This window comes from Halomonas sp. CSM-2, from assembly GCF_002119345.1.
GTDB classification, from domain to species: Bacteria; Pseudomonadota; Gammaproteobacteria; order Pseudomonadales; family Halomonadaceae; genus Vreelandella; species Vreelandella janggokensis.
Map to the genome: position 1 here is coordinate 1 of NZ_NBYR01000005.1, position 24,164 is coordinate 24,164.

Below are 24,164 nucleotides of genomic sequence, written 5' to 3' on the forward strand. Positions count from 1 at the left end.
TCAATTTGGCGGCGTGAGAGTGGCGAGAAGGTCAGTTTTTCAGGTACCATTTTGGAAGCGGCTGTTGGTGCTTGATGGATTGGTTAGGTTCTTGAAATCATAGCACTTTCAGCCGCTTTCTTTTATACCCTGTGAGAAATCCGGGCTAGAGTGACAAGCGTTATATTCTTCAGAAAGGTAAACTACATGGCTTTGATACAACGCTCGGCCCATTGAATGCATCCACATTATGAATTGACCCAAGCGGGCGATCGTTACTTCGACGGCCTGGTCGACAAGTTTTCCCGCTCGCTCTACCAGGCGCCCAGAGGCGAGTTGCGTCTGGCTATGCTCGACTATTTATTACCGCAGATGCTGAATTTACAGCAGCAGGCAGTATTGGATATCGGCGGTGGCCTGGGCCAGCAAACTGCGTGGTTTGCAGAGCGAGGGCATAAGGTCACGATGGCAGAGCCCTCTGGCGAAATGCTGGACCATGCAAAAAACTGGCATCGTGATGCCAATGAGCTGCCCAGCGATGCGATTGAGTACCTGCAGGCGCCTCTGCAAACGATTCGGCAGCACGCCCCAGGTCCCTGGCCACTCATTGCCTGCCACGCGGTACTGGAATGGCTCGGCGAGCCGCGTTTGGCCATGCAAACGCTGGCGAGCCTGCTCGCCCCAGGCGGTCAACTGAGTCTCATGGTGTTTAACCGTGATGCGCTGCGTTTTTCCAATGCCATGAAAGGTAACTTACAAAAAGCCTTAAGCGACCAGCTTGAGGGTCAGGGCAGGGGCCAGCGACTGACGCCCATTTCGCCCATCACCCACGACCAGGTTGTGCAGTGGAGCGGGGAAAATGGCTTGGTTGTTGAGTCGGTAGCCGGTATTCGAGTCTTTCAGGACTATTTACGCCAGCCCGCGTTAGCGCCACGCGAGCGCGACACGCTGCTGGCGCTGGAAAAATGCTACTGCCGACAGGACCCCCACTGGCGCCTGGGTCGCTACTTGCTTTATACCCTCAGCAAACCGGAGACCGTCGAATGAGTGCCCAAACGCCTGCCTGCCAACTGCTTGAACGACAGCCAGCGCGCGATGAGCCGCTCTGGGGAGTCGGTCCGCCGTTGGATCCCTGGTTGGTTGAGCAATCAACGGGTGTTGTCAGCGCTGACTTGGCTGTGCTTGACGCTTGGCGCGCTCGGGGTAAATCGGCGTTTAGCCCGTTTGTGGATGAGCATGTTGAGTACCTGGCAGGCGAGGTGGTGCTGTTCTGGCCCAAAGCCCATCAGTTGGGTATCTGGTGGCTGGAGTGGCTATGTGAGGTATTGCCAGGTGACACGCCGGTAGAGGTTGTCGGTGAGCATAATGGAGGCATCAAGCGCGTCCCCAAGTTGCTCGCTGAGCGGGGCATGGAGTGCGACAAGCTGGATAACGCCCGACGCTGCTCGCTATTTGCCACCCGCACGGTAAAGCTCGCTTCCAAGGACGATGTGTGGGCGCGTTTCGACGCGCTGGGTCTGGCACTGATCAGCCACCCGGGCGTATTCGGGCATGGCAAGGTCGACGAAGGCACCCGGCTACTCCTGAACGTCCTGGAGAGCGAACTTCCCAGCACACCACTCAGCAACCCTCTGCACGTGCTGGATATGGGCTGCGGTGACGGGATTATCAGCGCGTGGCTAGCCCGTCGCGGGCATCAGGTCACCGCGGTGGATGTCAGTGCGTTTGCGGTTGAGTCGACCCAGCGAACGCTGAGGGTCAACGGGCTCGAAGGCCGCGTATTGCAAAGTGATGTATTCAGTGCTTTGCAGGGCGAACACTTTGATCTTATCGTCAGCAATCCGCCTTTTCACCAGGAGCGTGATGTCAGCTATGGGCCAAGCCAGCGCCTGATCAGTCAGGCGCCGACCCACTTGACGTCAGCGGGCCAATTATTGCTGGTTGCCAATGCGTTCTTGCCCTATCCGGACCGGCTCCAGAACGCATTTGGGCAGTTCCAGACCCTGGCGGATAATCGCCGTTTCAGGGTCTATCGCGCCCAGCAGTATTAATTACCGTTCGGGGGCATAGTCAATGGCTGTCACGGTGTAGAACGTCTCGCCGTTGGGCGTGAGCACTGTTATATCCTCGCCCACTTCCTTGCCCAGCAAGGCCTTGGCCATGGGAGCATCGATACTGATCCAGCGTTTTTGCGTATCGGTTTCATCGTGTCCAACAATGCGTAGAGACAGCGTTTCACCTTCTTCGTCTTCCAGGCTGACAAAGGCGCCAAAAAATATTTTTTGCGTGTTGGCGGGCAGGCGGTCGACCACCTGGAGCTCATCCAGACGCTTGGTGAGGTATCGAATACGGGCGATGACGCGATTGAGTTCCTTCTTGTTGTAGGTGTAATCGGCGTTTTCACTGCGATCACCCTGGGCGGCCGCTTCGCCCACTTTCGCCGAAATTTGCGGGCGTTTTACCCGCGAGAGATGGTCCAGAATGCCTCTCAGGCGTGCTGCACCCTCAGCGGTAATCAGGTTGCTTTTAGGTTCCTGGCGCGGGTCTTTTGCCGGATCGCGCCAACGTGTCATGTTGCGGCCTTTCATTGCCAACTCCCTTCTGGTTAGGCGATCCCCACTTTAACGCGATTTGCCTCAGGACGGCCAAACGTCGCGTCGAATGATTTGCGACTGGCGATTAATTCAAACGTTCGTTACATTGTCCGGGTGGCTTATTTTGCCGACTGGCAGTTATCCGACAACAACAAGCTAAGGAATTGATAATGGTTCATTCAAACCTGATACGCTATTTCGCAATGACCGCGCTCAGCAGTTCGCTGGCGCTCGCGTCGTTTAACGCGGTGGCTTATGAAAGCGAGCTGTTCTCGCTTAAGAACCGCTGGGAGCATACGGTAACGGAGATGCCTCAAAGTGAGCGGGAAGAAGCGCTCAGTGGCCTGGCCGACGAAGTGACACAGCTTGCTGAGCAGCATAGCGACGAAGCCGACGTGTTGGTCTGGAAAGGGGTGGTATTGGCCGCTTATGCCCGTGAACGAGGTGGTCTTGGTGCTTTGGGCGTTGCCAAAGACGCCCGGAATACCCTCGAACGTGCTGTCGAGATCGATCCGCAAGGCAATAATGGCTCTGCCTATGTGACGTTGGGGGCGCTATACGACCGCGTACCCGGTGGGCTGATTGGTTTTGGCGATAGTGATACGGCAGACAAGATGTTTCAGCGGGCCTTGCAGATTCGTCCTGACGGCATCGATGTCAACTATTACTACGCGACCTTCCTCCAGGAAGAAGGCAATACCCAGGCGGCTCGGGAGCATGCCCAGCGCGCCTTGAATGGCACCGCCCGCGAGGGTCGCCAACAGTCCGATGAAGCGTTGCGCCGTGACGCCGAAGCGTTGCTTGGTGAACTATAACTCCTTCCACAAATTGGCATTCCCGGTGGCAAGCATTGATAATAGGACAATTGTTATCACCGGGAGCGCCTTATGGCATCCAGCGCCAGCACGTCTCTGCTCAACACGCCGCTAGGCCGCGAAGATGTTGAACTGCATAAACGTGAAACCCTGCACCAGGGCTTTTTCCGCCTGGAGGCGTTAGAGCTTCGTCATCGCCTGTTTGAAGGCGGGTGGAGCGACGTCATGCGTCGCGAGGTCCATCAACGCTTTGATGCCGTGGGGGTGCTGCTTTACGACCCCGCGCGCGATAACCTGGTGTTGGTTGAACAGTTCCGTGCCGGTGCCGTTGACGATCCGCACACGCCATGGAAGCTTGAGCTCGTGGCCGGCCTCGTCGAGCAGGACGAGTCACTGGAAGATGTTGCCCGTCGTGAATCTCTGGAAGAGGCCGGGTGTCATGTGGGCCAATTGACTAAACTGCACTCCTATTACCCCAGTCCAGGCGCCTGTAACGAACGCGTGACACTGTTCTGCGGCTTGATCAATACGCAGGGGGTGGGCGGGGTTCATGGCCTGGCTGAAGAACATGAAGATATTCGCGTCCATGTGGTGTCTTTTCCCACTGCATGGGAACTCTTGGGCCAGGGAAGACTCGACAACGCCATGTGCTTGATTGCACTGCATTGGCTGGCAGGCCAGCGGGCGTCTTTACGCGCCGCTTCCCGCCCAATACCCCCGCAGGGCGAAACCGACGAGGAGTGAGCATGGCGAAAATGGCTTATGTCACCGATTTGAAGACGCTCCAAGCCGAGTGCAGCGCCAACTATTTGCGACTGGTTCGCCTGGTGGGTGACCTGGAAGGCGACCAGCAACGCAACATTGCCTTGCGCGGCGATGACCAGGATTTCGGTGTTTTACAACTCAAGATTTTGCAAAACGCCCCTTACACCACCATGTTGGAAGTGTCGCAAAGCAGTCCGATGGATACCTTGTGGGAAGGGCCTCGCATGCGTGTGCATCTTTACCACGACGTCCGCATGGCAGAAGTCACCGATTTTCAGCGCGAGCGCCACTTTAGAGGGCGTTACCGCTACCCTAATGCGCGGATGCACCAGCCGGATGAAAAGCTTCAGTTGAATCGCTTTCTCGGCGAATGGCTGGCTCATGCCCTGGCACATGGACACACCGTTGATGTACCGGAGCTTCCCTGATGCGCCTGGTGCAAATCACCGATGCCCACCTGTACGCGGATAAACAAGCGCGTTCCCGCGCGGGAGTGCCCTGGCATCACCTACAGCGGGTGCTGCAGGCGGCCATCGCTGAGCGACCCGACTTCGTGGTGTTGACCGGTGATGTCAGTCAGGACGAAACAGCGACCTCTTATGCACTGGCCAGTGAGGCGATGTCGCAGTTGCCCTGTCCGTGGGCCTGGATGGCGGGTAATCACGACCAGCCCGCGCTGATGCAAGCAGAACATCCGCTGGTCGATGAGGTGTCGTTGCCGCCCTGGCGCCTACTGCTGCTGCACACCCCGGTTGAGGGGGAGCCCTATGGTGAACTGGGCCGTGACGCCTTGGCGACGCTATCGTCAAAGCTTGAAGGAGATCGCCGACCGACCTTGATCGCGATGCATCATCCTCCCGTTGAGGTGGGAGCGACCTGGATGGATGCCATTGGTTTGCAGGACCGCGATGCGTTCTGGGAGGTCATCAGCGCGTTTCCCCAGGTCAAGGTCATCCTGTTTGGTCACGCCCATCAGCCATATACCCAGCGCCATGTAGCCGGTACACATGATGTTGCCGTTTATGGCTGCCCGGCGATTGCCGATCAATTCATGCCTGGGGCAGAACACTTTATGATTGATGAGGCATCACGCCCCGGTTATCGCATCGTTGATTTCCACGACCAGCAGTGGGAAACCCGGGTCGAGCGTGTCACGGTTTAGCCGTCAAAACGGCTTTTTGATCTTATAGGCAGTAAAAGAATAAAAAGATAGTTATTAATTCTTTTGGGTTATTATCGACAAGACGTTACCCTACCTACATCTTAGCGCTCAGCTTTTGCGCAGTGCACAGGTTTGTTTTTGTGAGGTAGTCGGCCATGTCCCAGTTTTCCAATCTTTCAGCCGCGTCGCGGCCTGAAATGCCCGGTGCGCCTAGTGCTGCGCGCATGACGCACTTGAAGCAGCTCGAAGCGGAATCGATCCATATCATTCGCGAAGTCGCCGCCGAGTTTTCCAATCCGGTGATGATGTACTCCATCGGCAAAGATTCCTCAGTGATGCTGCACCTGGCGCGCAAGGCGTTTTACCCCGGCACGCCCCCGTTCCCGCTGATGCATATAGACACCACCTGGAAATTCCGCGAGATGATCGAGTTCCGCAACCGCATGGCGGCAGAGGCGGGCATGGAGCTTATCGTCCACACCAACGAAGAAGGTCGGGCGGCGAACATCAACCCGTTTGACCACGGCAGTGCCAAGTACACCGACATCATGAAAACCCAGGCGCTCAAGCAGGCGCTGGACAAGCATGGGTTTGACGCCGCCTTTGGCGGTGCCCGGCGTGATGAAGAAGCGTCCCGTGCCAAGGAACGTGTCTACTCCTTCCGCGATAGATACCACCGCTGGGACCCGAAAAAACAGCGCCCTGAGCTGTGGAATATCTACAACGCCAAGGTCAACAAGGGCGAATCGATTCGCGTGTTCCCGCTTTCCAACTGGACCGAGTTGGATATCTGGCAGTACATCTATCTGGAATCGATCCCCATTGTGCCGTTGTACCTGTCAGCCCCACGCCCGGTGGTCGAGCGTGACGGCATGCAGATCATGGTCGACGACGACCGCATGCCGCTGGAGCCTGGCGAAGTGCCGGAAGAAAAGTGGGTGCGTTTCAGAACCCTGGGCTGCTACCCGCTCACCGGCGCGGTGGAATCCAAAGCCGCCACCTTGCCCGAGGTCATCCAGGAAATGCTGCTGACCAAAACCAGCGAACGCAGCGGCCGCGCCATCGACCACGACCAGGCCGGCTCGATGGAAAAGAAAAAGCGTGAGGGGTACTTTTAATGTCACACCAATCCAACTTGATTGCCGACAACATCGAGCAATATCTGCACGAACACGAAAACAAGGACCTGCTGCGCTTCATCACCTGCGGCAGTGTCGATGACGGCAAGTCCACGCTGATTGGCCGAATGCTGCACGATTCCAAAATGATTTTTGAGGATCAACTGGCGGCGATCACCCAGGCGTCCAAAACCAGCGGTACCACCGGTGATACCGTTGATCTGGCGCTGCTGGTCGATGGCCTGCAGTCGGAGCGCGAGCAGGGCATTACCATCGATGTGGCGTATCGGTTTTTCTCCACCGATAAGCGCAAGTTCATTATCGCCGATACCCCGGGACACGAGCAGTACACCCGCAACATGGCCACCGGCGCCTCTACCGCGAGCCTGGCGGTGATCCTGATTGACGCGCGCTACGGCGTGCAGACGCAAACCCGCCGCCACAGCTTCATTGCCGATTTGCTGGGTATCCAGCATCTGGTCATTGCAGTCAACAAGATGGATCTGGTCGATTTCTCCGAGCAGCGCTTTAACGAAATCGTCGAAGAATATCGTGCTTTCGCCACCAATCTGAACGCCCCCGATATTCGCTTTGTGCCGATGTCGGCGCTCAACGGCGACAACGTCGTCAATCCCAGCGAGCAGACACCCTGGTATTACACCGCGGGCTACGAAGGCAAAACGCTGATTGAGCTGCTGGAAAGCGTCGAGGTCACGTATGACCAGAACCTTACCGATCTGCGTTTGCCGGTGCAGTATGTTAACCGGCCCAACCTTGATTTTCGCGGCTATTGCGGCACCTTGGCAGCGGGCGTGTTGCGCCCTGGCCAAGCCGTGAAGGTGCTGCCTTCGGGGAAAACCTCGCGCGTCGAGCGGATCGTGACCTTTGAGGGGGACTTGACGGCGGCGTATCCGGGGCAGGCCATTACCGTTACGCTGGACGATGAAATCGATATTTCCCGGGGCGACTGGCTCGTCAGCGCCGAGGAAGAGTTGCCGCTGTCAAATGCTTTTGAAGCGGATATTGTCTGGATGCATGAAGATGCGCTGGCGCCGGGCAAACTGTATGACTTCAAGCTCGCCACGCGGGACCTGTCAGGGCAAGTCAGCGCGGTTGACTACCAGATCGACGTGAACACCCTTGAAAAGCACGCCGCGGATTCGCTGAGCTTGAATGCCATTGCCCGCTGCGAAGTCGAATTGACGGCGGCGATCCCTGTTGACAGTTATCGCAGCAGCCCTGGTACCGGCAGCTTTATCATTGTCGATCGGCTGACCAACGTGACCGTCGGTGCGGGGATGATCCGTGGCGTCGCCAAGGCGTCAGGCAGTGGTCCAGAGAAAACCGATTGGGCGGCGTTTGAGCGCGATCTCAACGCCCTGGTGCGTAAGCATTTTCCGCATTGGGAAGCCAAGGATATTCGCCAGCTGCTGTAGGTTTTTACCTGGCATCAACTGGGTAAGATAAGCAATGTGGTTATATAGAAGCCCCTCAGGCAGCATGCCTGAGGGGCTTTTTTATCGATGACTTGTCGGTAGGTTATTCCGCGTTGGGGAAAAACAGCTGTTGGCCATCGACCTCGTAATCAGCGATGGCGGCTTGGCCCTCTTCTGAGACCAGCCATTCATGCCACTGGGCGGCAAGGTCATGCTTCAAGTGAGGGTGGCGCTCTTCCGAGATCAGCAAGCTGCCATACTGATTAAAAAGCGCCTCATCGCCTTCAAACAGTAAGGTCAAGTCCTGCGGGTTTTCAAAAGACACCCAGGTAGCGCGGTCAGTGAGGGTGTAGGCGTTCATGCCCGCTGCCGTATTGAGTGTCGGCCCCATACCGCTGCCCAGCTCGCGGTACCACTCGCCTTGCGGGTTAACGTCGGCGTCTTCCCATAAACGCAGCTCGGCACGGTTGGTGCCGCTGTCATCACCCCGCGAGGCAAAGGCCGACTCGCTTTCGGCAATGCGCTGCATGGCTTCTTCGACGGTCTCGCTGCTTTGAATGTCGGCGGGATCATCGCTTGGGCCGACGATCACGAAGTCGTTGTACATGACATTCAGGCGCTCGGTGGCATAACCCTCTGCGACAAACTGCTCCTCGCCTGCCGTGTCGTGAACCAGCAGGCTGTCGGCGTCGCCGCGCCGGGCGGTTTCAAACGCCTGGCCGGTGCCTACGGCCACCACCCGGACATCAATATCGGTCTTGTCGGTAAACTGGGGAATGATGGCATCAAATAGCCCCGAATTTTCCGTCGAGGTGGTGGAGGCCAGTGTGATGTAGTCGTCATCGGCCAGCGCCAGACCTCCCCAGGCCAGGCTTAGCAGGCTTGCGCTGGTGATGATCGCTGTCTTTTTCATGTCACGATTCCTTCTTTTTGCGAGATGCTCAGGGTTACCAAACCAGCTCACCCTGGATAAATGCGCGACCCTCTGACGAGCGAGGCGCGGAGAAAAATGTCTCGTTGGAGGTGTGTTCCCTCAATTGACCGTTATGTAAAAACACCACGTCATCGGCCAGGCGTTTGGCCTGATGCAAGTCATGAGTCGTCATCACAATGCGGGTGCCGCTTGCGTGAAACGCCATAACGGCATCTTCCACGGCTTTGATTGCTGCCGGGTCCAGGGCCGAGGTGGCTTCATCCAGAAACAGCACATCGGGGTTGAGCAGCCAGGCGCGGGCCAGGGCAAGCCGCTGCTGCTCGCCACCCGAGAGTACTCGGGCCGGACGATGGGCGAGGGAGGTTAAACCGAAGGTGTCGAGCGCTTGATAGGCACGCGCTTTACGCTGGGCACGGGGCACTTTATGGATACCCAGTACGTAGGTGAGGTTATCAATCGCTGAGCGGCGAAGCAGCACCGGCCGTTGGAACACCATCGCCTGTACCGGGGTAGGGCCTTGCCAGTAGATACGTCCAGTCGTTGGGGTAAGTAGTCCGTGAGCCAAGCGCATCAGCAGGCTCTTGCCCGCGCCGTTTGGGCCCATGATGACCGTACGACGACACCCCGACAGTGTCAGCGAGGTGGGGGCCAAAAGCGATTGGCCGCGGTGTTCAAAGCTGACGCTATCGAGCTGCAGGTCGGCGATAGGCGCGAGTATGGACGTTGGTGCATTCATCCCAAGCGCCTCTTGGCCGTTTCGCCCATCAGGTGGGCCATCGCATTAATCAGTGTCACCAATGCCAGTAGAATAATACCCAGCCCGAGTGCCAGAGGCAGATTGCCCTTGCTGGTTTCCAGCACGATGCTGGTGGTCATGACCCGCGTCACACCCTCGATATTGCCGCCCACAATCATTACCGCACCGACTTCAGCGCTGGCACGCCCAAACCCCGCCAGCATGACGGTGACCAGCCCAACGCGGGCGTCCCAGAGCAGGGTGGGCATCATTCTCGCGGTGGATAAGCCCAGTGACTGGAGCTGTTCGGCGTATTCGCCGTGTAATGCCTCGATTTGTTGGCGCGTCAACGAGGCAATAATCGGTAGCACTAACACCCATTGGGCCACCACCATGGCGGTGGGGCTGAACAGTAGCCCCCATTCGCCCAGTGGTCCGGCGCGCGAGAGCAGCAGATAAACACACAGCCCGGCGACAACGGGGGGGAGGCCCATCAAGGCGTTCAACACGATAATCACACCGTTGCGACCGGGAAAGCGCCAAAGCGCCAGAGCGGCACCCAGCGGTAAGCCCACAAGCGCGGCGAGCGCAACGGCCACGAGCGATACCTGCAGCGACAACGACACAATCGCGAACAGGTCGCTATCCATGTGCAGAATAAGCTGCAGCGCGGTTAAAAAAGCATTATCGCTAGCGGGCATAATCAATAGTCAGGATGTGGTGTAGGTAGGCAGCATGATCGTTAATATGCAAAGATGCACCCTATGCTGAAATTGGTGCAGCTATATGCAGCATAAAACACTGAGGGTCTGCCGTTGAGCGTCAATTATTTAACCACCAGCGAAGTGGCCGACTATTTACGGCTTAAGGAGCGCAAGGTCTACGACCTGGTGCGCCAGGGTCAGATACCTTGTAGCCGTGTGACGGGGAAATTGCTCTTTCCTCGCCAACAGATTGATTTATGGGTGCTCAACCATCTGGAAGGGGATCAGGCCCAACGCCAACCGCCGCCTGCAGTGGTAGCCGGTAGCCAGGATCCGTTACTGGAATGGGCCATCCGCGAAAGTCGCTCCGACTTGGCCAGCTTGTTTCATGGCAGCGGCGACGGCGTTCGTCGCCTGCTGGAGGGTCGCGCCATGGTTGCCGGGGTGCACTTGCTCGATCCTGACAGCGGTCAATACAACCAGCCGCATTTATTGGGGTTGGGCGGCGTAAAAGATTTGGTTGTGTTGCGCTGGGCAATCCGGCGCCAGGGGTTATTGATTCCCGCTGGGAATCCATTAGGGATTAACAGTGTGGCCGACCTGACGCGCCCCAAGATACGCGTTGCTCACCGCCAACCCGGTGCCGGTGCCGCTCGGTTGTTAACTTACCTGCTCGGCAAAGCGGGCATCATGACAACGTCGGTTGATTGGGCGGCTCACCCGAGTCTGAACGAAGACGATTTGGCGCTGAGCGTTCTGCAAGGGGAGGCGGATGTCGGGCTCGGCGTTGAAGCAGCGGCGCGGCGTCAGCAACTGGGTTTTATCCCGCTTTACGATGAGCAGTTCGATTTAATGATGCATCGCCGCAGCTACTTCGAGCCGAGCATGCAGGCGCTATTGGCGTTTACCCGTCAGCCCCGGTTTGCTCAGCGTGCTAAGGCACTTGGGGGCTACGACATTCGTCAGATGGGCGAGGTGCTGTACAACGCCTAGCGCCCCGCGCATTGGGTATTTGGCTTGACGATTATACAACAGATGCCACACTGGTTAGGTGTTGTTAACGTCTAATCATCACGAAAAGGAGAGCATGATGAGTCAAGCACTAAATGGAAAACGCGTTGCTATTCTGGCGACCGATGGCTTTGAAGAATCCGAATTAAGCGTTCCCCGTGCGGCACTTCAGAAAAATGGCGTTGAGGTGCATGTAGTCACGCCTGAAGGGAAAGGTATTCGTGCCTGGGCCGAGACTGATTGGGGAGACACCTATGATGCCGATGTGGCCCTTGCTGACGTCAACGAATCTGACTATCACGCCTTAGTCCTGCCGGGCGGTCTGTTTAATCCTGATGCGCTACGCCTCAATGATGATGCGCTGAATTTTGCGAAAGCGTTCTTTCAGGCAGGTAAGCCGGTAGCGGCTATTTGCCATGCCCCCTGGATTCTGATTAATGCGGGTGTCGTAGAAGGGCGTCGCATGACCTCGGTGGCGAGCGTCGCCCAGGATCTGCGTAATGCGGGTGCCAACTGGGTAGATGAGCCTGTCGTGGTCGATAGCGGTCTGGTCACCAGTCGCACGCCCAAAGACCTTGATGACTTTAATGCGAAGCTTCTGGAAGAACTTCAAGAAGGACGTCATTCAGGCCAGCACGCTTGATGAAGGTGTTTCGCCAGTGGTCAAGCTTCGTTAAGCGGCTTACCCATGTGATTGCCAAGCCCATGAAACGCGATCTTGGCCGCGGCGGCATGATGGTTCACCCCTATCGTGGCTACGGGTCTCAACGAGAAATCTTCGTCATGGGCAGGGTGTTCCGTCAGGCCGCCCTGGGCCGCGCCATTCCCAGGCGGGGCATGCTGCGCGACACAGCTGACGTCGCCAGGCGTGTCTTTCGTCGCGGATTTTCCGGCGCGGCTATCGAACTTTCCCTAGGTGAAAATCAGCTGTGTGTGACGACCGACCGCGATGGCTACTTCAATGTCCACCTGCCGATCAGTCATCCTCTTCCTATCGATGTTTCCTGGCATGTTGCAGACATAAAGGTTCAGGCTGAAGGCCAGCGGCCCGTTAACACCCAGGTAGAAATTTACGTACCGCCGCCCGAGGCAGACCTGGTGGTGATCAGTGATATTGATGACACCGTGATGTTCACCGGCGTGGCTGAAAAGCTCAAGATGCTGTACCGCCTGTTTGTGCGCAAGCCGCACCGCCGTACTGCATTTCCTGGAGTTGCTTCCCTCTATCAGGCGCTGCATCGCGGTGCCAGCGATAAAGCCGAACGGCCTATTCTGTATGTTTCCCGCGGGCCTTGGGCTATCTATGAAATGCTGGAAGCATTTTTTCAACTCAACCGCATTCCGGTAGGCCCTATTCTTTTTTTGCGGGAATGGGGTATTTCGTGGCGCCATCCCTGGCCGAGGCGAGGGGAGGCACACAAGCGGGATCTGATCGATCATATGCTGGCGCTATTCGATGACATGCCTTGTATTTTGATAGGCGACAGCGGTCAGCATGACCCTGAGGTGTATAGTGAGGTTGTCCGCGATTACCCTGGGCGTATAAAGGCCATTTATATTCGCCGTGTTGATCAAGACCCCGCTCGAGAAGAAGCTATCCAGCATTTACGCAACGAACTGGCCGACACCGACTGCCAGCTGGTACTGGCCGCCGATAGCGTGCTGATCGCCGAGCATGCTCATGCGGAAGATTATATATCGGCGCGAGGACTTCAGGCGGTCAAGCGTGACGTGGCCGCAAGCTATCAGGAGGCTGCCAGCGAATAAAATAGGCACTTTCATCCTTCCCGGTCGTCACGTCCTGTAGAAAAGATGTTTAATAGGTCATGTCAATTCGTTTTGGGGGGCTGGGAACCATGATGTTCGTTGTGCTGATTATCTTCGCCCTGGCGATTTTTGTGCTGCCTAACCTGTGGGCCAAATGGGTACTCAAGCGCCACACTCGGGGACGTGACGACTATCCCGGTACCGGCGCCGAGCTTGCCGATCATTTGCTGCGCCGACTGGGCATAGAGGGAGCGAGTGTCGAGCGCACTGAATTCGGTGACCATTATGACCCTGAAACACGCTGCGTCCGTCTTTCTCCGGATAATTACGATGGACGTTCACTGACCGCCGTCACGGTGGCCGCCCATGAAGTTGGGCACGCCATTCAGCATCACCAAGGTTACGCACCGCTATTGGCGCGCAGTCGTCTGGTGAAAGTGGCGCAAAAAGCTGAAAAACTGGGCGCGATATTGATGATGGCGGCGCCGTTTCTGTTTCTACTCACTCGGTTGCCGGGCGGGCTGGCGGTGATCATCGTCATGGCCGTGATCAGCTTCGGCACCGCGGCACTGGTGCATCTGGTCACCTTGCCCGTCGAGTTTGATGCCAGCTTCAACCGGGCCCTGCCGCTACTGAAGGAATATGTGCCCCCCAACGATATGCACGGCGCCCGGCATGTGCTGACGGCCTGCGCCTTCACCTATGTAGCGGCGTCGCTTGCCAGCGTGATGAACCTGGGCCGCTGGCTGGTGATTTTGCGCAGGTAAATGGTGTTACCCCGGCTTATTCGCCAATATCACCGCCCGGCGCGGAGCAGGGTAGCCTTCGATGGTGCGGGTACGGTCGTCTGGATCGAGGAAATCGGCCAGCGACTGGTACGTCATCCAGTCGGTGGAGCGCTGCTCGTCAAGGGTGGTGACTGCTTCATCCACCACGCGCACATTGGTAAAGCCGCAGCGCGAAAGCCAGTGGCATAGCGCCTTGGAGGAAGGTATGAAGTAGATGTTAGACATGGCGTTGTACGTTCTCCGGGCATCAGTGTTGAAGGTATGCTTTGCTCGTGCCGCTATAGCTTGCGTGAGATCAATACCGGTTAGCTGAACGTGTTAGCTGCGAACGTGCCTACGAGTGTTAGGCCTGAGGCACCAAGCTAGATCTACTTTGATTTTGTGGCCCGCAGTAGAATATAGGGGGTTGTGTCCTGTAGAGAAAGGAACTCATTCGTGTGAGCTGGCAATTTTGAATTGTCAAATGGAAGACTACGTTCTGTGGTTAGTGTAAGCCCTGCCGCAGCAAATGTATGTCGATATGTGGATAAATCCCATTGCTTATCGACAATCTCTAATGGTTGCTTTCTTCCCGGTATCGTGAGGTAGACTGGGCGGTTATCTCCGTCTTGATAGGAAATGCCATGCTCTCCATTGCGGTAGGTCGGATAATCGACCCCGGTGGTTTGAGGATGAGTGTCGAGAATGTAATAGGAGCCGCCAGGTTTGAGCACGCGCATTACTTCCGTAGCGATGCGTACTAGTTCACGTCTTTCGGGAATATTAATAAACAGAAAACAACTAATGGCAGCTTCAAAACTGTTATCAGAAAATGGCAAGTTTGAACTATGAATTTGCTCAAAATGAAGATGGTTGCCGCCTGCGGATATGGCTTTTTCAATCATTGTTGGAGAGATGTCAACACCGGTGACATAATCGAATCCGTCGTCTCTTAATCTTCTGGCCACTTTTCCGCTGCCGCAGCCGTAGTCCAATACATTAATTTCCTTACCATGGGAGCATGTTAAGTCTGCGATTAGTGGTTGATAGCCAAAAGTGTTCTCCACCCAGTCATCATAGGCGTCAAAGAGTTCGGCGATATTGTGTTCAGTCCAATTAGTATTCATGGAAATAAATCTCCTAGTGTGCGCTCATGTATGAATGCTTTAACTACCCCAGCGATTAATAAGAAACGGTCCATAGTAGGGGTTGATTATCTCCAATGCCTTTTGAGGCAGTGCATTTCCTATTTTGATTTGGCGATAAATCCAGAATAGCATCAGTACATCTCGCCAATAAGCCGTTAGGTTAAGCTTAGCCATGTCATTAAATGACAACAAGCCGCTACGGATTTCTGACTCATATTCCAGTAGTTCGCGTATAGTGGCAGGGGATGTACCAACTGGCATTAAAGGTATGGTGCCTGACTGGGGCACTGTTTCATTACTATTCAAAAGCTCAAGCGCACGCTCATGTGTGCTTTCATAGACGTGAATAGAACCAACTTGATGAGTGTAGTGCCCGATATTGCAACCTATGCGGGTAGCAATATATTCCTGCAAGAAAGTAAAAGAGAAAATATCGTTCAGCATACCAACGTAAGCATCATTGGCACGCATATAGCTAACCATGTGCAGCTTTTCTTCGCGAAGTAGCAGCTGAAGACCCAAGGTACATGAAACGTCAATATTACGTCGATAAAGATTTTCTTCCGCACTGAATATTTGCAGGACGGTACGCTTGCTGTCGGGGTCGTCATTTTTAAGGATATCAATCGCTCGTTCGATTTGATCGAATGTGTCTACACCAAAGTTTTTAAGACGAGCTCCGTAACCAGTGCCTGGTAGGCTTATACCATCTGGGCTGTAGCGTTGCATCGACGGTGCGTACCAGGAAATAAATGCCAAGTCGTTTTTACCGGATAAATACCACAACGCTTCTGCATAATTAAAGACAATATTTTGTTTGCGTATTTTGCTTAGACAAAAACGATCTCGGGGGTTGTCGAGTCGGACATTGAATCCAATGAGTTCTCGCTCTTTGTTTCCTCGAGGTGCGTTAATATGTTCGTATTCAAAGCAGATTTTATGCAGTGTGTCCCTATAGAGGCTGGTGAAATTCGTATAATGTTTATGCATCATTATATTAATCTCTTCCGATGGACAAAGAGGTATCTTTAACTGATGAGGGGTGGTTTATAAAGCTGAGTTGGGGGCGTGGGTCTCATGTGATTTTTCGTTGACCATTGAACTATGCAAATTAAAGGCTTTCATGACAGTATCTGCTACGTGATCTGCCAAGACTTCATTGAAATTGAGTTCTCCGTTTACAACTTTCGCCCATCGGCAGTCTGCAGCATCATCACCGGGCTGTAGCTCGCCATCAACGTAGTGACAAAGTAGGGCAACCAAGGCGAAGTGGTGGTGATTTCCCTCAGGGTCATATCCAATCACTTCTACTACATCAATCAACGGCCCTGCGGTTGCTGTGATACCTGTTTCTTCCAGCAATTCGCGCTCTGCTGCACAATGTAGGCTCTCTCCTGGTTCCACTGATCCTCCTGGGAAGCCCCAAGTGCCCCGTTGAGGCTCTTTACTGCGTTGGACTAGGAGAACTTCATTATCACGCAGAGTTACGGCGATTGCTGCCAAACGTGGCTTGGCAGGTACGGAGTTCATGCGGTTTTTATCAGACATGTTAAAAGGAGGGGCGCTGCTGAGCGTAGATACGTTAGCGGGCGTTGAGTTATTTTGCGACACGATGAACTCCTGTATTGAGGTTCGAATAATACAGGCGCAGGTGTCAAAACAGATCCATATATGGTTTATGCCCGTTCCGTTCCTACGCCGGTATAAGCCGGATCAGGTTCAAAGGGTTTGGATAACTCCATCTCAGCCTGAAGAACAGACACCCCTCGGAAAATTCACCACTACTATGAATTTAAGTATAAGTCAATGCTTGGGCTTGTGATTTTAAATGCACGCTCTCCTTGTCGGCTTATCGCCCTGAAGTAGTAAGCGATTACACATCGCCACCACATTTTAATTAAATGACTGTTATGCAGCGACTTGGCGTAAGCCGCAGTTTTGACCCTTCTTCGCACAATCGGCTAAACGGCTAAACAGCTCGGCTTATTCGCCAATATCACCGCCCGGCGCGGAGCAGGGTAGCCTTCGATGGTGCGGGTACGGTCGTCTGGATCGAGGAAATCGGCCAGCGACTGGTAGGTCATCCAGTCGGTGGAGCGCTGCTCGTCAAGGGTGGTGGCTGCTTCATCCACCACGCGAACGTTGGTAAAGCCGCAGCGCGAAAGCCAGTGGCATAGCGCCATGGAGGAGGGCAGGAAGTAAACGTTGGGCATGGCGGCGTAGCGTTCGCCGGGCATAAACACCGTCTGCTCATCGCCTTCCACCACCAGGGTCTCCAGCACCAACTCGCCGCCAGGCGCCAAGGCGGCCTTTAGCTGCTGAATGTGCTCCAGCGGCGCAGGGCGGTGGTAGAGCACGCCCATGGAAAAGACCGTATCGAAAAAGCCCAGGTTTTCCGGTACGTCTTCGATGCCCACCGGTAAGAACTGCGTTCTGCCGCCGTCTGCATCGCCCACGAAATGGCGTACCGCCTGGAACTGCCAGTAAAAGCGCGGTGAAGGGTCAATGACCAGCACAAAAGCTGCACCTGCCCCGGCCATCCGCCAGGCGTGGTAACCGCTACCTCCGCCCACATCGAGCACTTTGCGGTATTCGAGCGGTGCCAGGTGGGGGGCCACGCGCTGCCACTTCCAGTCGGAGCGCCACTCGGTGTCGATATGGAGGCCACCCAATTGAAAAGGGCCTTTCCGCCAGGGTGCAAGCTTTCTCAGCAGGTTGAAACACTGGCGCTTTTGGCTGTCGGTGAGGTCAATGTCGACAGTCACGGTGTCGCTGTTCAGGTCGACGCGCCGCTCGCTTGGCAGCGCGGGCAGTTTGGCCACGGCTTTTTCCCAGGCGGGCAAGTCGCCGTGGCGGTTGCGGTCGAGGCCGCGCGCCAATTGCTCGGGCAGACGTGCCAGCCAGGTGTCCAGACCCTGGTCAATAAAGGCGTGGTAGAGCTCGCGGTGGGGGTGGGGCATGGGTGTCTCGCTGTCTTAAAAAGTGCACCAGCCGCTGGCTTCCATCAGTCGATACTGCCAGTAGCGCCAACGAGAGGCGTCCAGGTAAGCCTCGGGGCCGGTGCTGTAATGCTCGGTGTCGGTATTATGCCAGTGGCGTTCGAAGGCTGCGCGGGCCTCGTGGATAATCGCATCATCGCTGTCGGCGACCCACTCGAGATTGGCTTCGAAGTTGAGGTCGTTAAGGCTACGCCGGGTATAGTTGGCCGAACCCAGCAGCAGGTGGGCGGGGCGCTTGCCAGCATGGCGCAGCAATACTTTGCCATGCGCCTGCTCGCCGTGGGTATCACTCCAGCGTAGCTGGATGTCGGCGTTGATCAGGTCGTTGGCCGCCTGGCGGTTGGGAATACCGCTGCCGGAGACGCCAAAGGCATGGTGGTTGGGGTCGAGAAGCACGCGTACCTTAACGCCCCTTGCCGCGGCTCTGACCACGGCCGCGATCACGCGACGGTGAGAGAGGTAGAGTATCTCTATATCGAGCCTCTCGTCTGCGTGGGCGTCGTCGATGATCGCCAGCAAAGCGCGTTTGATGGCGCCTTCGCTAAGCAGGCGTAGGCGCGGAGTGTTGCCACTTTTGTCGCTAGTGGCTGCCGTCGGCTGGACGTGGGCGATGGGGACGCCGCTGTGGGCGGCAATTTCGCGCTCGGAGGCAAGCAGGTCGAGGGCGGTATCACCGGCGACTCGCAGCGCCACGTCCCGGTAGTCGCTGCTGCCGTCATCGGCGTTGGCCGAGCTGACCACGGCGGTCCAGCGATCACCTTCGTCCACTACCAGGGTCTTACGATGGTTGGCGTTGAGGTTAAGCAGGGTCAGGTAGCTGCGAAGACCGACCTTGCCCTGGCCGATAGGGTTGGGTAGCCAGCCGGCCCGGGGCGAGTGGCGCAGCCAGCGAAAGCTCAGCCGCCAAAGCGCGGTCCAGCTTGGGTTGGGGTCACGCCCGATCGTTAGGTCGGTGGTGGCGACCCGGATGCCAGCCGCTTCAAGTGCTTGATGGTGGCTAGGCTCGAGCCCGCCGTAGACGGCGTTGATAGGATCGGTGATTACCACTATCTCGATATCAGGGCGCTGGTGCTTGCGGTTCAGCAGGGCGTCACGCATTGCCACGGAAATCTGGCGATGGCAGTCGTGGCGGTCGTCGGCAGGGTCGTTGAACTGGAACATATCCAATACCACCAGCTTTTTGGCCTGGCCAATCAGGCGCAACATCTCGTCGAAAATCTGCTGTCGGCAGTGGCGTTGGCCGTCAGCATCGATAAAGGTTTCGTCGAGAAGCAACTGCGATGCAACAGGCGACCGCCACTTGCCCTCGACGCTCAGGCCGGATGGCAAGGACTTGCGCGAGTGCCACCAAAGGGTGGCAGCGTAGAGCGCCAGTGCGGCCCCGGTCAGGACGATCCAGGTAGTCATGGCTTGAAGGCGATCAAGGAGGCGAAGTTGAGGTATTGGAACCAGGTCATCGAGCGCGGAAAGCCGGCTTGCTTCAGGCGGTCATGAAGAACTTCAAGGGTGTCCGGCACCAGCACGTTCTCGAGGGCAGTACGCTTTTGGCTGATTTCCAAATCGCTGTAGCCATTGGCGCGCTTGAAATCGTGGTAGCGCTCGACCCGCCAGGCGTTGTCGCGTTCGTCGGCGTCGACAGTCTTTTCCGATAGAATCAGCACGCCTCCGGGCTCGAGCGCATCGAACAGCCTCCTCAAGAGGGCATCGCGGTCATCGGGCGGCAAAAACTGCAGCGTAAAGTTGAGAATGATCATCCCCGAAGGCGCATACTCAAGCGTACGAATATCAGCTTCTTCCACCTGCATGACATAGTCGGCGCACTCATCGGCAAACGTTTGCCGAGCCTGTTTTACCATGGCAGGGGAAAGATCGATTCCGGTATAGCGAAAGGCGTCGGCAGGCAGCGCGCCGGCAAGTGCCAGCCCCGAAGCACCCAGCGAACAGCCCAGATCGTAGACGTGGGCGCCGTGGCGGAGATGTCGCTGGGCGATCAGGCTCAGCATGCCGAGGATTTGCCCGTAGCCGGGCACCGAACGGCGGATCATGTCGGGAAAGCACGCGACCACCTGTTCGTCAAAGGAGAACCTTGCCACTTTATCCAAGGGTGTCGAAAAGATAGCGTCGCGGTAAGATGCATCACTCATGGTCAAGCCAGGATTATTAATGAGGTTGCGTAGTTTACGCGCCCTTGGTAAGCCAGAACAGACCCAGCACGGAACGATGCCACAGGAGAGGGCAAATGGCTGCATCATCACGCACAACCCCTGATTCGCTACCCGCATGGCAAACGCTGAAACAGCACGCCCAGTCGCTGGAACATGTGCATCTGAAAAACCTGTTTGGCAACGACCCTGGCCGCTGGACGCACTTTACACGCGAGGTGGCAGGCTTGACCCTGGATCTTTCCAAGCAGCGTTGGGACGACGATACCCTTGAGCATCTGCTGGCGCTGGCGGATGAGGCGGGGGTGCCTGGGGCGATCGAGGCGCTGCTGAGCGGCAAGCGTGTCAACATCAGCGAAAACCGCCCGGCCTTGCACACGGCCCTGCGGTTGCCGCCGGGGGCGAGCCTGGACGTGGAAGGGGAAGACGTAGCGACGGCAGTACATGAAAGCCTGTCGCAAATGGAGCGCTTGGTAGAGCGTCTACATGCGGGCCAGTGGCGTGGTGCCACCGGCAAGCCGATCCGCCACGTGGTGAATCTGGGGGTCGGCGGGTCCGATCTAGGGCCACTGATGGTCACCCACGCGCTGGCCGACTACCGTCCTGATGATATTCACCCAGTGGAGGTTCATTTCGCCTCGACCATGGATGGCTCACAGCTTGCCGATTACCTGACGCGCTTTAACCCCGAAACCACGCTATTTGTGTTGTCGTCGAAGTCGTTTACCACCATTGATACGCTGTCCAACGCCAATACCGCCCGCGACTGGCTGATAGGGCGGCTGTCGAAGCACGGTGAGCTACCCAGCGCCAATCCGGTCAGTGACGAATTGATCATTCGTCAGCACTTTATCGGTGTGTCGGCAAGCCCTGATAAAATGAGCGAATGGGGTATCACCCCCGACCATCAACTGATGTTCTGGGAGTGGGTCGGTGGACGTTATTCGCTTTGGGGGACCATTGGTCTGCCAATTGCGCTGGTGGTGGGCATGGAGAATTTCCGCGAGCTGTTAGCCGGCGCCCATGCCATGGACCGTCACTTTCAGGAGGCGCCTTTGGCTGAAAATGTGCCGGTTCTGCTCGGGCTGGCGGGTATCTGGAACGTCAACTTCCTGGATATTCGCGCTCACTCGATTTTGCCTTATGACGGTCGTCTGGAGTATTTTGCTGCCTACCTTGAGCAGTTGGAGATGGAGTCCAACGGTAAGTCAGTGACCGGTCAGGGGCAGGCGGTCAATTATTCCACCTGTCCGGTGCTTTGGGGGCAGTTGGGGCCCAATGCCCAGCATGCGTTCTATCAACTGCTCCATCAGGGGACCCAACCGGTTGTATGCGACTTTATCGCGCCGCTTAAGCGTTACGATGAGGTGGAAGACCCGGATACCCGCCGCCACCTGAAATCCCAGCACCGGCTGGCATTGGCCAATTGCTTTGCCCAATCGCGGGTACTGATGCTCGGTGACGACGCGATTGATGACGATGGCCCGCGCCCGGCGCATAAACGCTATCGGGGAAATCAGCCGTCGACCACGGTGCTGCTGGACAAGCTGACCCCGGCAACCCTGGGTTCGCTGATTGCGCTCTACGAGCATAAGGTATTTGTCCAGGCGGTCATCTGGGATATCAATCCGTTTGACCAGTGGGGCGTGGAGCTGGGCAAGCAGATTGCCACCGATACCCGGAAAATTATCGACCATCAGGGTGACCTGTCGCGACTGGATGCATCCAGCCGCGGCTTGATTGAAGCCTTTTGGGCGGCTGAGCAGGAGTGATAATTAAGCCGGTGCTAGCGCCGGTGACAGGTCTACGAGGAAGTGCTGTGAACCCATCCTTGGGCGCTACATTTGCCATCTGACCGCCATGGATGGCGGAAATGCCGGAATTGAAGGGATCATTTTTCCGGCCATGGCAAATGACCTCCTCTACGACCTATCCCCGGCGCTCTTCCCTGGTAATAAATATGGCTGGATATACAGCATTTTGCTTTTCGGCTATCCTGTATCCCTTTGAAAGCATTCATACGTGCATGACCCTTCAGGAATCGACGTTACATGACCCAGTTTGATGCCTCCCAGTACGGCGCGAGTTCCATCGAAGTCCTCTCGGGGCTCGAGCCGGTACGAAAGCGTCCCGGTATGTATACCGACACCTCGCGGCCCAACCACCTTGCTCAGGAAGTCATCGATAACAGCGTCGATGAAGCGCTGGCGGGCCACGCCTCGGCTATCAGCGTCGTGCTGCATAGCGACGGTGCGATCGAGGTGCAGGATAACGGCCGCGGAATGCCGATCGATATGCACCCCGAGCACGGCGTGTCGGGCGTCGAGCTGATCTTTACCAAACTGCACTCAGGCGGCAAGTTCTCATCGGACAGCTACCGTTTTTCCGGTGGCCTGCACGGCGTCGGCGTGTCGGTCGTTAATGCGCTGTCGCGGCGCCTGGATGTCGAAGTCACGCGCAACGGTGCGCGCCATGCCATGGCGTTCGAGTTCGGGGAAAAGGTCGAAGAACTGCGCGAAATTGGCAAAGCGGCCAAGCGTGCCAGCGGTACCCTTGTGCGTTTCTGGCCGGATGAAAGCTACTTCGATAGCCCTAAACTGGCATTGGGCAAACTGAAACACCTGTTGCGGGCCAAGGCGGTACTTTGCCCAGGGCTTGCCGTTACCCTGATTGAGCCCGACGGCACCAAAACCGAGTGGGCCTACGCCGATGGGCTTCGCGACTACCTGGCAGAAGCCACCGATGGTTATGAAGTGGTGCCAGCCGAGCCCTTTATCGGTCACTTCAACGACGATGAAAACGGCGTGGACTGGGCTATCCAATGGTTGCCCGAGGGCGGCGACGCGCTATTGGAAAGCTATGTTAACTTGATCCCCACCCCGCAAGGCGGCACCCACGTGAACGGGTTTCGCTCGGGTTTGCTCGAAGCACTGCGCGAGTTCTGTGAGTACCGTAGCCTACTACCCCGTGGCATCAAGCTCACCGCTGATGACTTGTGGGAGCGCGCCTCCTTTGTGCTTTCGGTCAAGATGCTGGATCCCCAGTTTGCCGGGCAAACCAAAGAGCGGCTTTCGTCGCGAACCATCGCGGGCTTTGTGTCAGGGGTGCTCAAGGACGCCTTTTCGCTATGGCTCAACCACCATGTCGACCAGGGCGAAGCCCTTGCCGAGCTGGTGATTAGCGCCGCCCAGCGCCGCCAGAAAAAAGCCAAGAAGGTGGCGCGCAAGAAAGTGACATCGGGCCCGGCCCTGCCCGGCAAGCTGGCAGACTGCTCGGGGCAGGACCCCGCTCAGAGCGAGCTGTTCCTGGTCGAGGGTGACTCCGCCGGGGGCAGCGCCAAGCAGGCGCGTAACCGCGAGACCCAGGCCATAATGCCGCTGCGTGGCAAAATCCTTAACACCTGGGAGGTCGAGACCCACGATATTTTCGGCTCGCAGGAAGTTCACGATATCGCGGTGGCGATTGGCGCCGACCCGGGCAGCGCTGACCTGGAAAAATTGCGCTACCACAAAATCTGTATTCTCGCCGACGCCGACTCCGACGGCCTGCATATTGCCACGCTGCTTTGCGCGCTGTTCGTCAAGCACTTCCCCAGTCTGGTGGACGCGGGCCACGTCTATGTGGCCATGCCGCCGCTTTACCGTATTGACTTGGGAAAAGAGGTTCACTACGCCCTCGACGAAAGCGAAAAAGCCGCGATCCTAAAACAGCTGGCACAAAAGCGTGGTACTCCGAACGTTCAGCGTTTTAAAGGCTTGGGCGAAATGAGCCCGCTGCAACTGCGCGAAACCACCATGGCGGTGGAAACCCGCCGTCTGGTTCAGCTTACCCTCGATGAAGGGGATGGCACGCTGGAAATGATGGATATGCTGCTGGCCAAAAAGCGTGCCGGCGATCGCAAGAAATGGCTGGAAGATTACGGCAACCTTGCTGACGTCGAGGTCTAGTGACGGTGTCAACCCTGCATTGGTATTAAATAGCTAAGGTTGGGCATTAATTAGCCGATAGTGAATAAAGAGCGTACCTGAAAAAAAGTACGCCAGTCAGTATCACTTACATCACTAAAG

At 56.5% G+C, this 24,164-nt stretch carries 24 protein-coding genes, 1 pseudogene and 1 riboswitch; of the genes and pseudogenes, 14 read left to right on the forward strand and 11 right to left on the reverse strand.

The genetic code is table 11. The features are described from left to right. The first annotated feature begins 216 nt into the window (after positions 1–216). Positions 217–1,026, forward strand: a complete 810-nt coding sequence (locus B7L15_RS04955) for a methyltransferase domain-containing protein (protein ID WP_085917907.1) — start codon at positions 217–219, stop codon at positions 1,024–1,026. Further along, a complete protein-coding gene (locus B7L15_RS04960) occupies positions 1,023–2,030 on the forward strand; it encodes a methyltransferase (RefSeq protein WP_085917908.1) in 1,008 nt (335 codons plus the stop codon). Before B7L15_RS04955 ends, B7L15_RS04960 begins: the two co-directional genes overlap by 4 nt. On the opposite strand, the gene greB is transcribed toward B7L15_RS04960, so the two are convergent. Next, positions 2,031–2,567 (reverse strand): transcription elongation factor GreB, encoded by a 537-nt coding sequence (gene greB, locus B7L15_RS04965; protein WP_085917909.1) that lies wholly within the window; start codon positions 2,565–2,567, stop codon positions 2,031–2,033. A 176-nt stretch (positions 2,568–2,743) separates the two neighbouring features. Here greB and B7L15_RS04970 point away from each other — a divergent pair, with 176 nt between their 5' ends. The 6 genes from B7L15_RS04970 to cysN all read left to right on the forward strand — a co-directional run bounded on the left by B7L15_RS04970 (position 2,744) and on the right by cysN (position 7,869). Beyond that, positions 2,744–3,388, forward strand: coding sequence for a hypothetical protein (locus B7L15_RS04970; RefSeq protein WP_085917910.1), 645 nt, complete (start codon positions 2,744–2,746; stop codon positions 3,386–3,388). Between the two features lie 72 nt (positions 3,389–3,460). Beyond that, complete coding sequence (locus B7L15_RS04975; RefSeq protein ID WP_085917911.1) at positions 3,461–4,132, forward strand: NUDIX domain-containing protein; 672 nt, start codon at positions 3,461–3,463, stop codon at positions 4,130–4,132. Between the two features lie 2 nt (positions 4,133–4,134). Then, entirely contained in the window at positions 4,135–4,581 is a 447-nt protein-coding gene (locus B7L15_RS04980; protein ID WP_085917912.1) for a DUF1249 domain-containing protein, read from the forward strand. After that, complete coding sequence (locus B7L15_RS04985; protein WP_085917913.1) at positions 4,581–5,315, forward strand: metallophosphoesterase; 735 nt, start codon at positions 4,581–4,583, stop codon at positions 5,313–5,315. The genes B7L15_RS04980 and B7L15_RS04985 overlap by 1 nt, the downstream gene beginning before the upstream one ends. Positions 5,316–5,470: 155 nt before the next feature. Beyond that, positions 5,471–6,433, forward strand: a complete 963-nt coding sequence (gene cysD / locus B7L15_RS04990; protein ID WP_441316946.1) for a sulfate adenylyltransferase subunit CysD — start codon at positions 5,471–5,473, stop codon at positions 6,431–6,433. After that, the gene (gene cysN / locus B7L15_RS04995) at positions 6,433–7,869 is read left to right on the forward strand and encodes a sulfate adenylyltransferase subunit CysN (RefSeq protein WP_085917914.1); all 1,437 of its coding nucleotides are present in this window, start codon (positions 6,433–6,435) and stop codon (positions 7,867–7,869) included. The genes cysD and cysN overlap by 1 nt, the downstream gene beginning before the upstream one ends. Positions 7,870–7,972: 103 nt before the next feature. Here cysN and B7L15_RS05000 read toward each other — a convergent pair whose 3' ends face one another. The 3 genes from B7L15_RS05000 to B7L15_RS05010 are packed head-to-tail and all read right to left on the reverse strand — an operon-like array spanning position 7,973 to position 10,240. Next, a complete protein-coding gene (locus tag B7L15_RS05000; RefSeq protein WP_085917915.1) occupies positions 7,973–8,782 on the reverse strand; it encodes a substrate-binding domain-containing protein in 810 nt (269 codons plus the stop codon). Between the two features lie 34 nt (positions 8,783–8,816). Continuing rightward, positions 8,817–9,539 carry an ATP-binding cassette domain-containing protein gene (locus B7L15_RS05005; protein ID WP_085917916.1) on the reverse strand — a complete coding sequence of 241 codons (723 nt, stop codon included), beginning with the start codon at positions 9,537–9,539 and terminating at the stop codon, positions 8,817–8,819. After that, positions 9,536–10,240, reverse strand: a complete 705-nt coding sequence (locus B7L15_RS05010) for an ABC transporter permease (RefSeq protein WP_085917917.1) — start codon at positions 10,238–10,240, stop codon at positions 9,536–9,538. The genes B7L15_RS05005 and B7L15_RS05010 overlap by 4 nt, the downstream gene beginning before the upstream one ends. A gap of 114 nt (positions 10,241–10,354) precedes the next feature. Between B7L15_RS05010 and B7L15_RS05015 the strand changes: the two genes are divergently transcribed. From B7L15_RS05015 to B7L15_RS05030, 4 genes are all read left to right on the forward strand, one after another. Then, the gene (locus B7L15_RS05015; protein WP_199283507.1) at positions 10,355–11,236 is read left to right on the forward strand and encodes a helix-turn-helix transcriptional regulator; all 882 of its coding nucleotides are present in this window, start codon (positions 10,355–10,357) and stop codon (positions 11,234–11,236) included. 97 nt (positions 11,237–11,333) lie between these two features. Beyond that, on the forward strand, positions 11,334–11,897 hold the full coding sequence (locus B7L15_RS05020) for a type 1 glutamine amidotransferase domain-containing protein (RefSeq protein WP_085917919.1): 564 nt from the start codon (positions 11,334–11,336) through the stop codon (positions 11,895–11,897). Beyond that, entirely contained in the window at positions 11,897–13,021 is a 1,125-nt protein-coding gene (locus tag B7L15_RS05025) for an App1 family protein (protein ID WP_085917920.1), read from the forward strand. The genes B7L15_RS05020 and B7L15_RS05025 overlap by 1 nt, the downstream gene beginning before the upstream one ends. A gap of 92 nt (positions 13,022–13,113) precedes the next feature. Then, a complete protein-coding gene (locus tag B7L15_RS05030) occupies positions 13,114–13,788 on the forward strand; it encodes a zinc metallopeptidase (RefSeq protein WP_066317710.1) in 675 nt (224 codons plus the stop codon). Between the two features lie 6 nt (positions 13,789–13,794). Here the strand turns inward: B7L15_RS05030 and B7L15_RS05035 are convergent. The 7 genes and pseudogenes from B7L15_RS05035 to cmoA form a co-directional block, all read right to left on the reverse strand. After that, positions 13,795–14,043: pseudogene (locus B7L15_RS05035) on the reverse strand (DUF1698 domain-containing protein); the annotation flags it as partial. Positions 14,044–14,177: 134 nt separating this feature from the next. Beyond that, positions 14,178–14,915, reverse strand: a complete 738-nt coding sequence (locus B7L15_RS05040; RefSeq protein WP_085917922.1) for a class I SAM-dependent methyltransferase — start codon at positions 14,913–14,915, stop codon at positions 14,178–14,180. 39 nt (positions 14,916–14,954) lie between these two features. After that, a complete protein-coding gene (locus B7L15_RS05045) occupies positions 14,955–15,929 on the reverse strand; it encodes a thymidylate synthase (RefSeq protein ID WP_254902852.1) in 975 nt (324 codons plus the stop codon). 54 nt (positions 15,930–15,983) lie between these two features. After that, positions 15,984–16,547, reverse strand: a complete 564-nt coding sequence (locus tag B7L15_RS05050; protein ID WP_217807978.1) for an NUDIX hydrolase — start codon at positions 16,545–16,547, stop codon at positions 15,984–15,986. Positions 16,548–16,609: 62 nt separating this feature from the next. Then, a riboswitch (TPP riboswitch) is annotated at positions 16,610–16,713 on the reverse strand. A 184-nt stretch (positions 16,714–16,897) separates the two neighbouring features. Beyond that, on the reverse strand, positions 16,898–17,896 hold the full coding sequence (gene cmoB, locus B7L15_RS05055) for a tRNA 5-methoxyuridine(34)/uridine 5-oxyacetic acid(34) synthase CmoB (protein ID WP_085917924.1): 999 nt from the start codon (positions 17,894–17,896) through the stop codon (positions 16,898–16,900). 15 nt (positions 17,897–17,911) lie between these two features. After that, complete coding sequence (locus B7L15_RS05060) at positions 17,912–19,342, reverse strand: phospholipase D-like domain-containing protein (protein WP_085917925.1); 1,431 nt, start codon at positions 19,340–19,342, stop codon at positions 17,912–17,914. After that, positions 19,339–20,079: a carboxy-S-adenosyl-L-methionine synthase CmoA gene (cmoA, locus tag B7L15_RS05065; RefSeq protein WP_085917926.1), complete on the reverse strand. Its 741-nt coding sequence runs from the start codon at positions 20,077–20,079 to the stop codon at positions 19,339–19,341. The genes B7L15_RS05060 and cmoA overlap by 4 nt, the downstream gene beginning before the upstream one ends. 95 nt (positions 20,080–20,174) lie before the next feature. On the opposite strand from cmoA, the gene pgi reads away from it, so the two are divergent. Together pgi and parE are read left to right on the forward strand one after the other, a co-directional pair. Beyond that, entirely contained in the window at positions 20,175–21,869 is a 1,695-nt protein-coding gene (gene pgi / locus B7L15_RS05070) for a glucose-6-phosphate isomerase (protein WP_085917927.1), read from the forward strand. 279 nt (positions 21,870–22,148) lie between these two features. Next, positions 22,149–24,044, forward strand: coding sequence for a DNA topoisomerase IV subunit B (gene parE, locus B7L15_RS05075; protein ID WP_085917928.1), 1,896 nt, complete (start codon positions 22,149–22,151; stop codon positions 24,042–24,044). Positions 24,045–24,164 lie beyond the last annotated feature (120 nt).

Coding starts and splice junctions, on each gene's coding strand:
- cmoB (WP_085917924.1), bottom strand. CDS start 17,896: ATGCCCCACCCCCACCGCGAGCTCTACCACGCCTTTATTGACCAGGGT.
- cysN (WP_085917914.1), top strand. CDS start 6,433: ATGTCACACCAATCCAACTTGATTGCCGACAACATCGAGCAATATCTG.
- B7L15_RS05005 (WP_085917916.1), bottom strand. CDS start 9,539: ATGAATGCACCAACGTCCATACTCGCGCCTATCGCCGACCTGCAGCTC.
- greB (WP_085917909.1), bottom strand. CDS start 2,567: ATGAAAGGCCGCAACATGACACGTTGGCGCGATCCGGCAAAAGACCCG.
- B7L15_RS05010 (WP_085917917.1), bottom strand. CDS start 10,240: ATGCCCGCTAGCGATAATGCTTTTTTAACCGCGCTGCAGCTTATTCTG.
- B7L15_RS05020 (WP_085917919.1), top strand. CDS start 11,334: ATGAGTCAAGCACTAAATGGAAAACGCGTTGCTATTCTGGCGACCGAT.
- B7L15_RS05000 (WP_085917915.1), bottom strand. CDS start 8,782: ATGAAAAAGACAGCGATCATCACCAGCGCAAGCCTGCTAAGCCTGGCC.
- B7L15_RS05025 (WP_085917920.1), top strand. CDS start 11,897: ATGAAGGTGTTTCGCCAGTGGTCAAGCTTCGTTAAGCGGCTTACCCAT.
- cmoA (WP_085917926.1), bottom strand. CDS start 20,079: ATGAGTGATGCATCTTACCGCGACGCTATCTTTTCGACACCCTTGGAT.
- B7L15_RS05030 (WP_066317710.1), top strand. CDS start 13,114: ATGTTCGTTGTGCTGATTATCTTCGCCCTGGCGATTTTTGTGCTGCCT.
- cysD (WP_441316946.1), top strand. CDS start 5,471: ATGTCCCAGTTTTCCAATCTTTCAGCCGCGTCGCGGCCTGAAATGCCC.
- pgi (WP_085917927.1), top strand. CDS start 20,175: ATGGCTGCATCATCACGCACAACCCCTGATTCGCTACCCGCATGGCAA.
- B7L15_RS04955 (WP_085917907.1), top strand. CDS start 217: ATGCATCCACATTATGAATTGACCCAAGCGGGCGATCGTTACTTCGAC.
- B7L15_RS04980 (WP_085917912.1), top strand. CDS start 4,135: ATGGCGAAAATGGCTTATGTCACCGATTTGAAGACGCTCCAAGCCGAG.
- B7L15_RS05060 (WP_085917925.1), bottom strand. CDS start 19,342: ATGACTACCTGGATCGTCCTGACCGGGGCCGCACTGGCGCTCTACGCT.
- B7L15_RS05040 (WP_085917922.1), bottom strand. CDS start 14,915: ATGAATACTAATTGGACTGAACACAATATCGCCGAACTCTTTGACGCC.
- B7L15_RS04960 (WP_085917908.1), top strand. CDS start 1,023: ATGAGTGCCCAAACGCCTGCCTGCCAACTGCTTGAACGACAGCCAGCG.
- B7L15_RS04975 (WP_085917911.1), top strand. CDS start 3,461: ATGGCATCCAGCGCCAGCACGTCTCTGCTCAACACGCCGCTAGGCCGC.
- B7L15_RS04985 (WP_085917913.1), top strand. CDS start 4,581: ATGCGCCTGGTGCAAATCACCGATGCCCACCTGTACGCGGATAAACAA.
- B7L15_RS05045 (WP_254902852.1), bottom strand. CDS start 15,929: ATGATGCATAAACATTATACGAATTTCACCAGCCTCTATAGGGACACA.
- parE (WP_085917928.1), top strand. CDS start 22,149: ATGACCCAGTTTGATGCCTCCCAGTACGGCGCGAGTTCCATCGAAGTC.
- B7L15_RS04970 (WP_085917910.1), top strand. CDS start 2,744: ATGGTTCATTCAAACCTGATACGCTATTTCGCAATGACCGCGCTCAGC.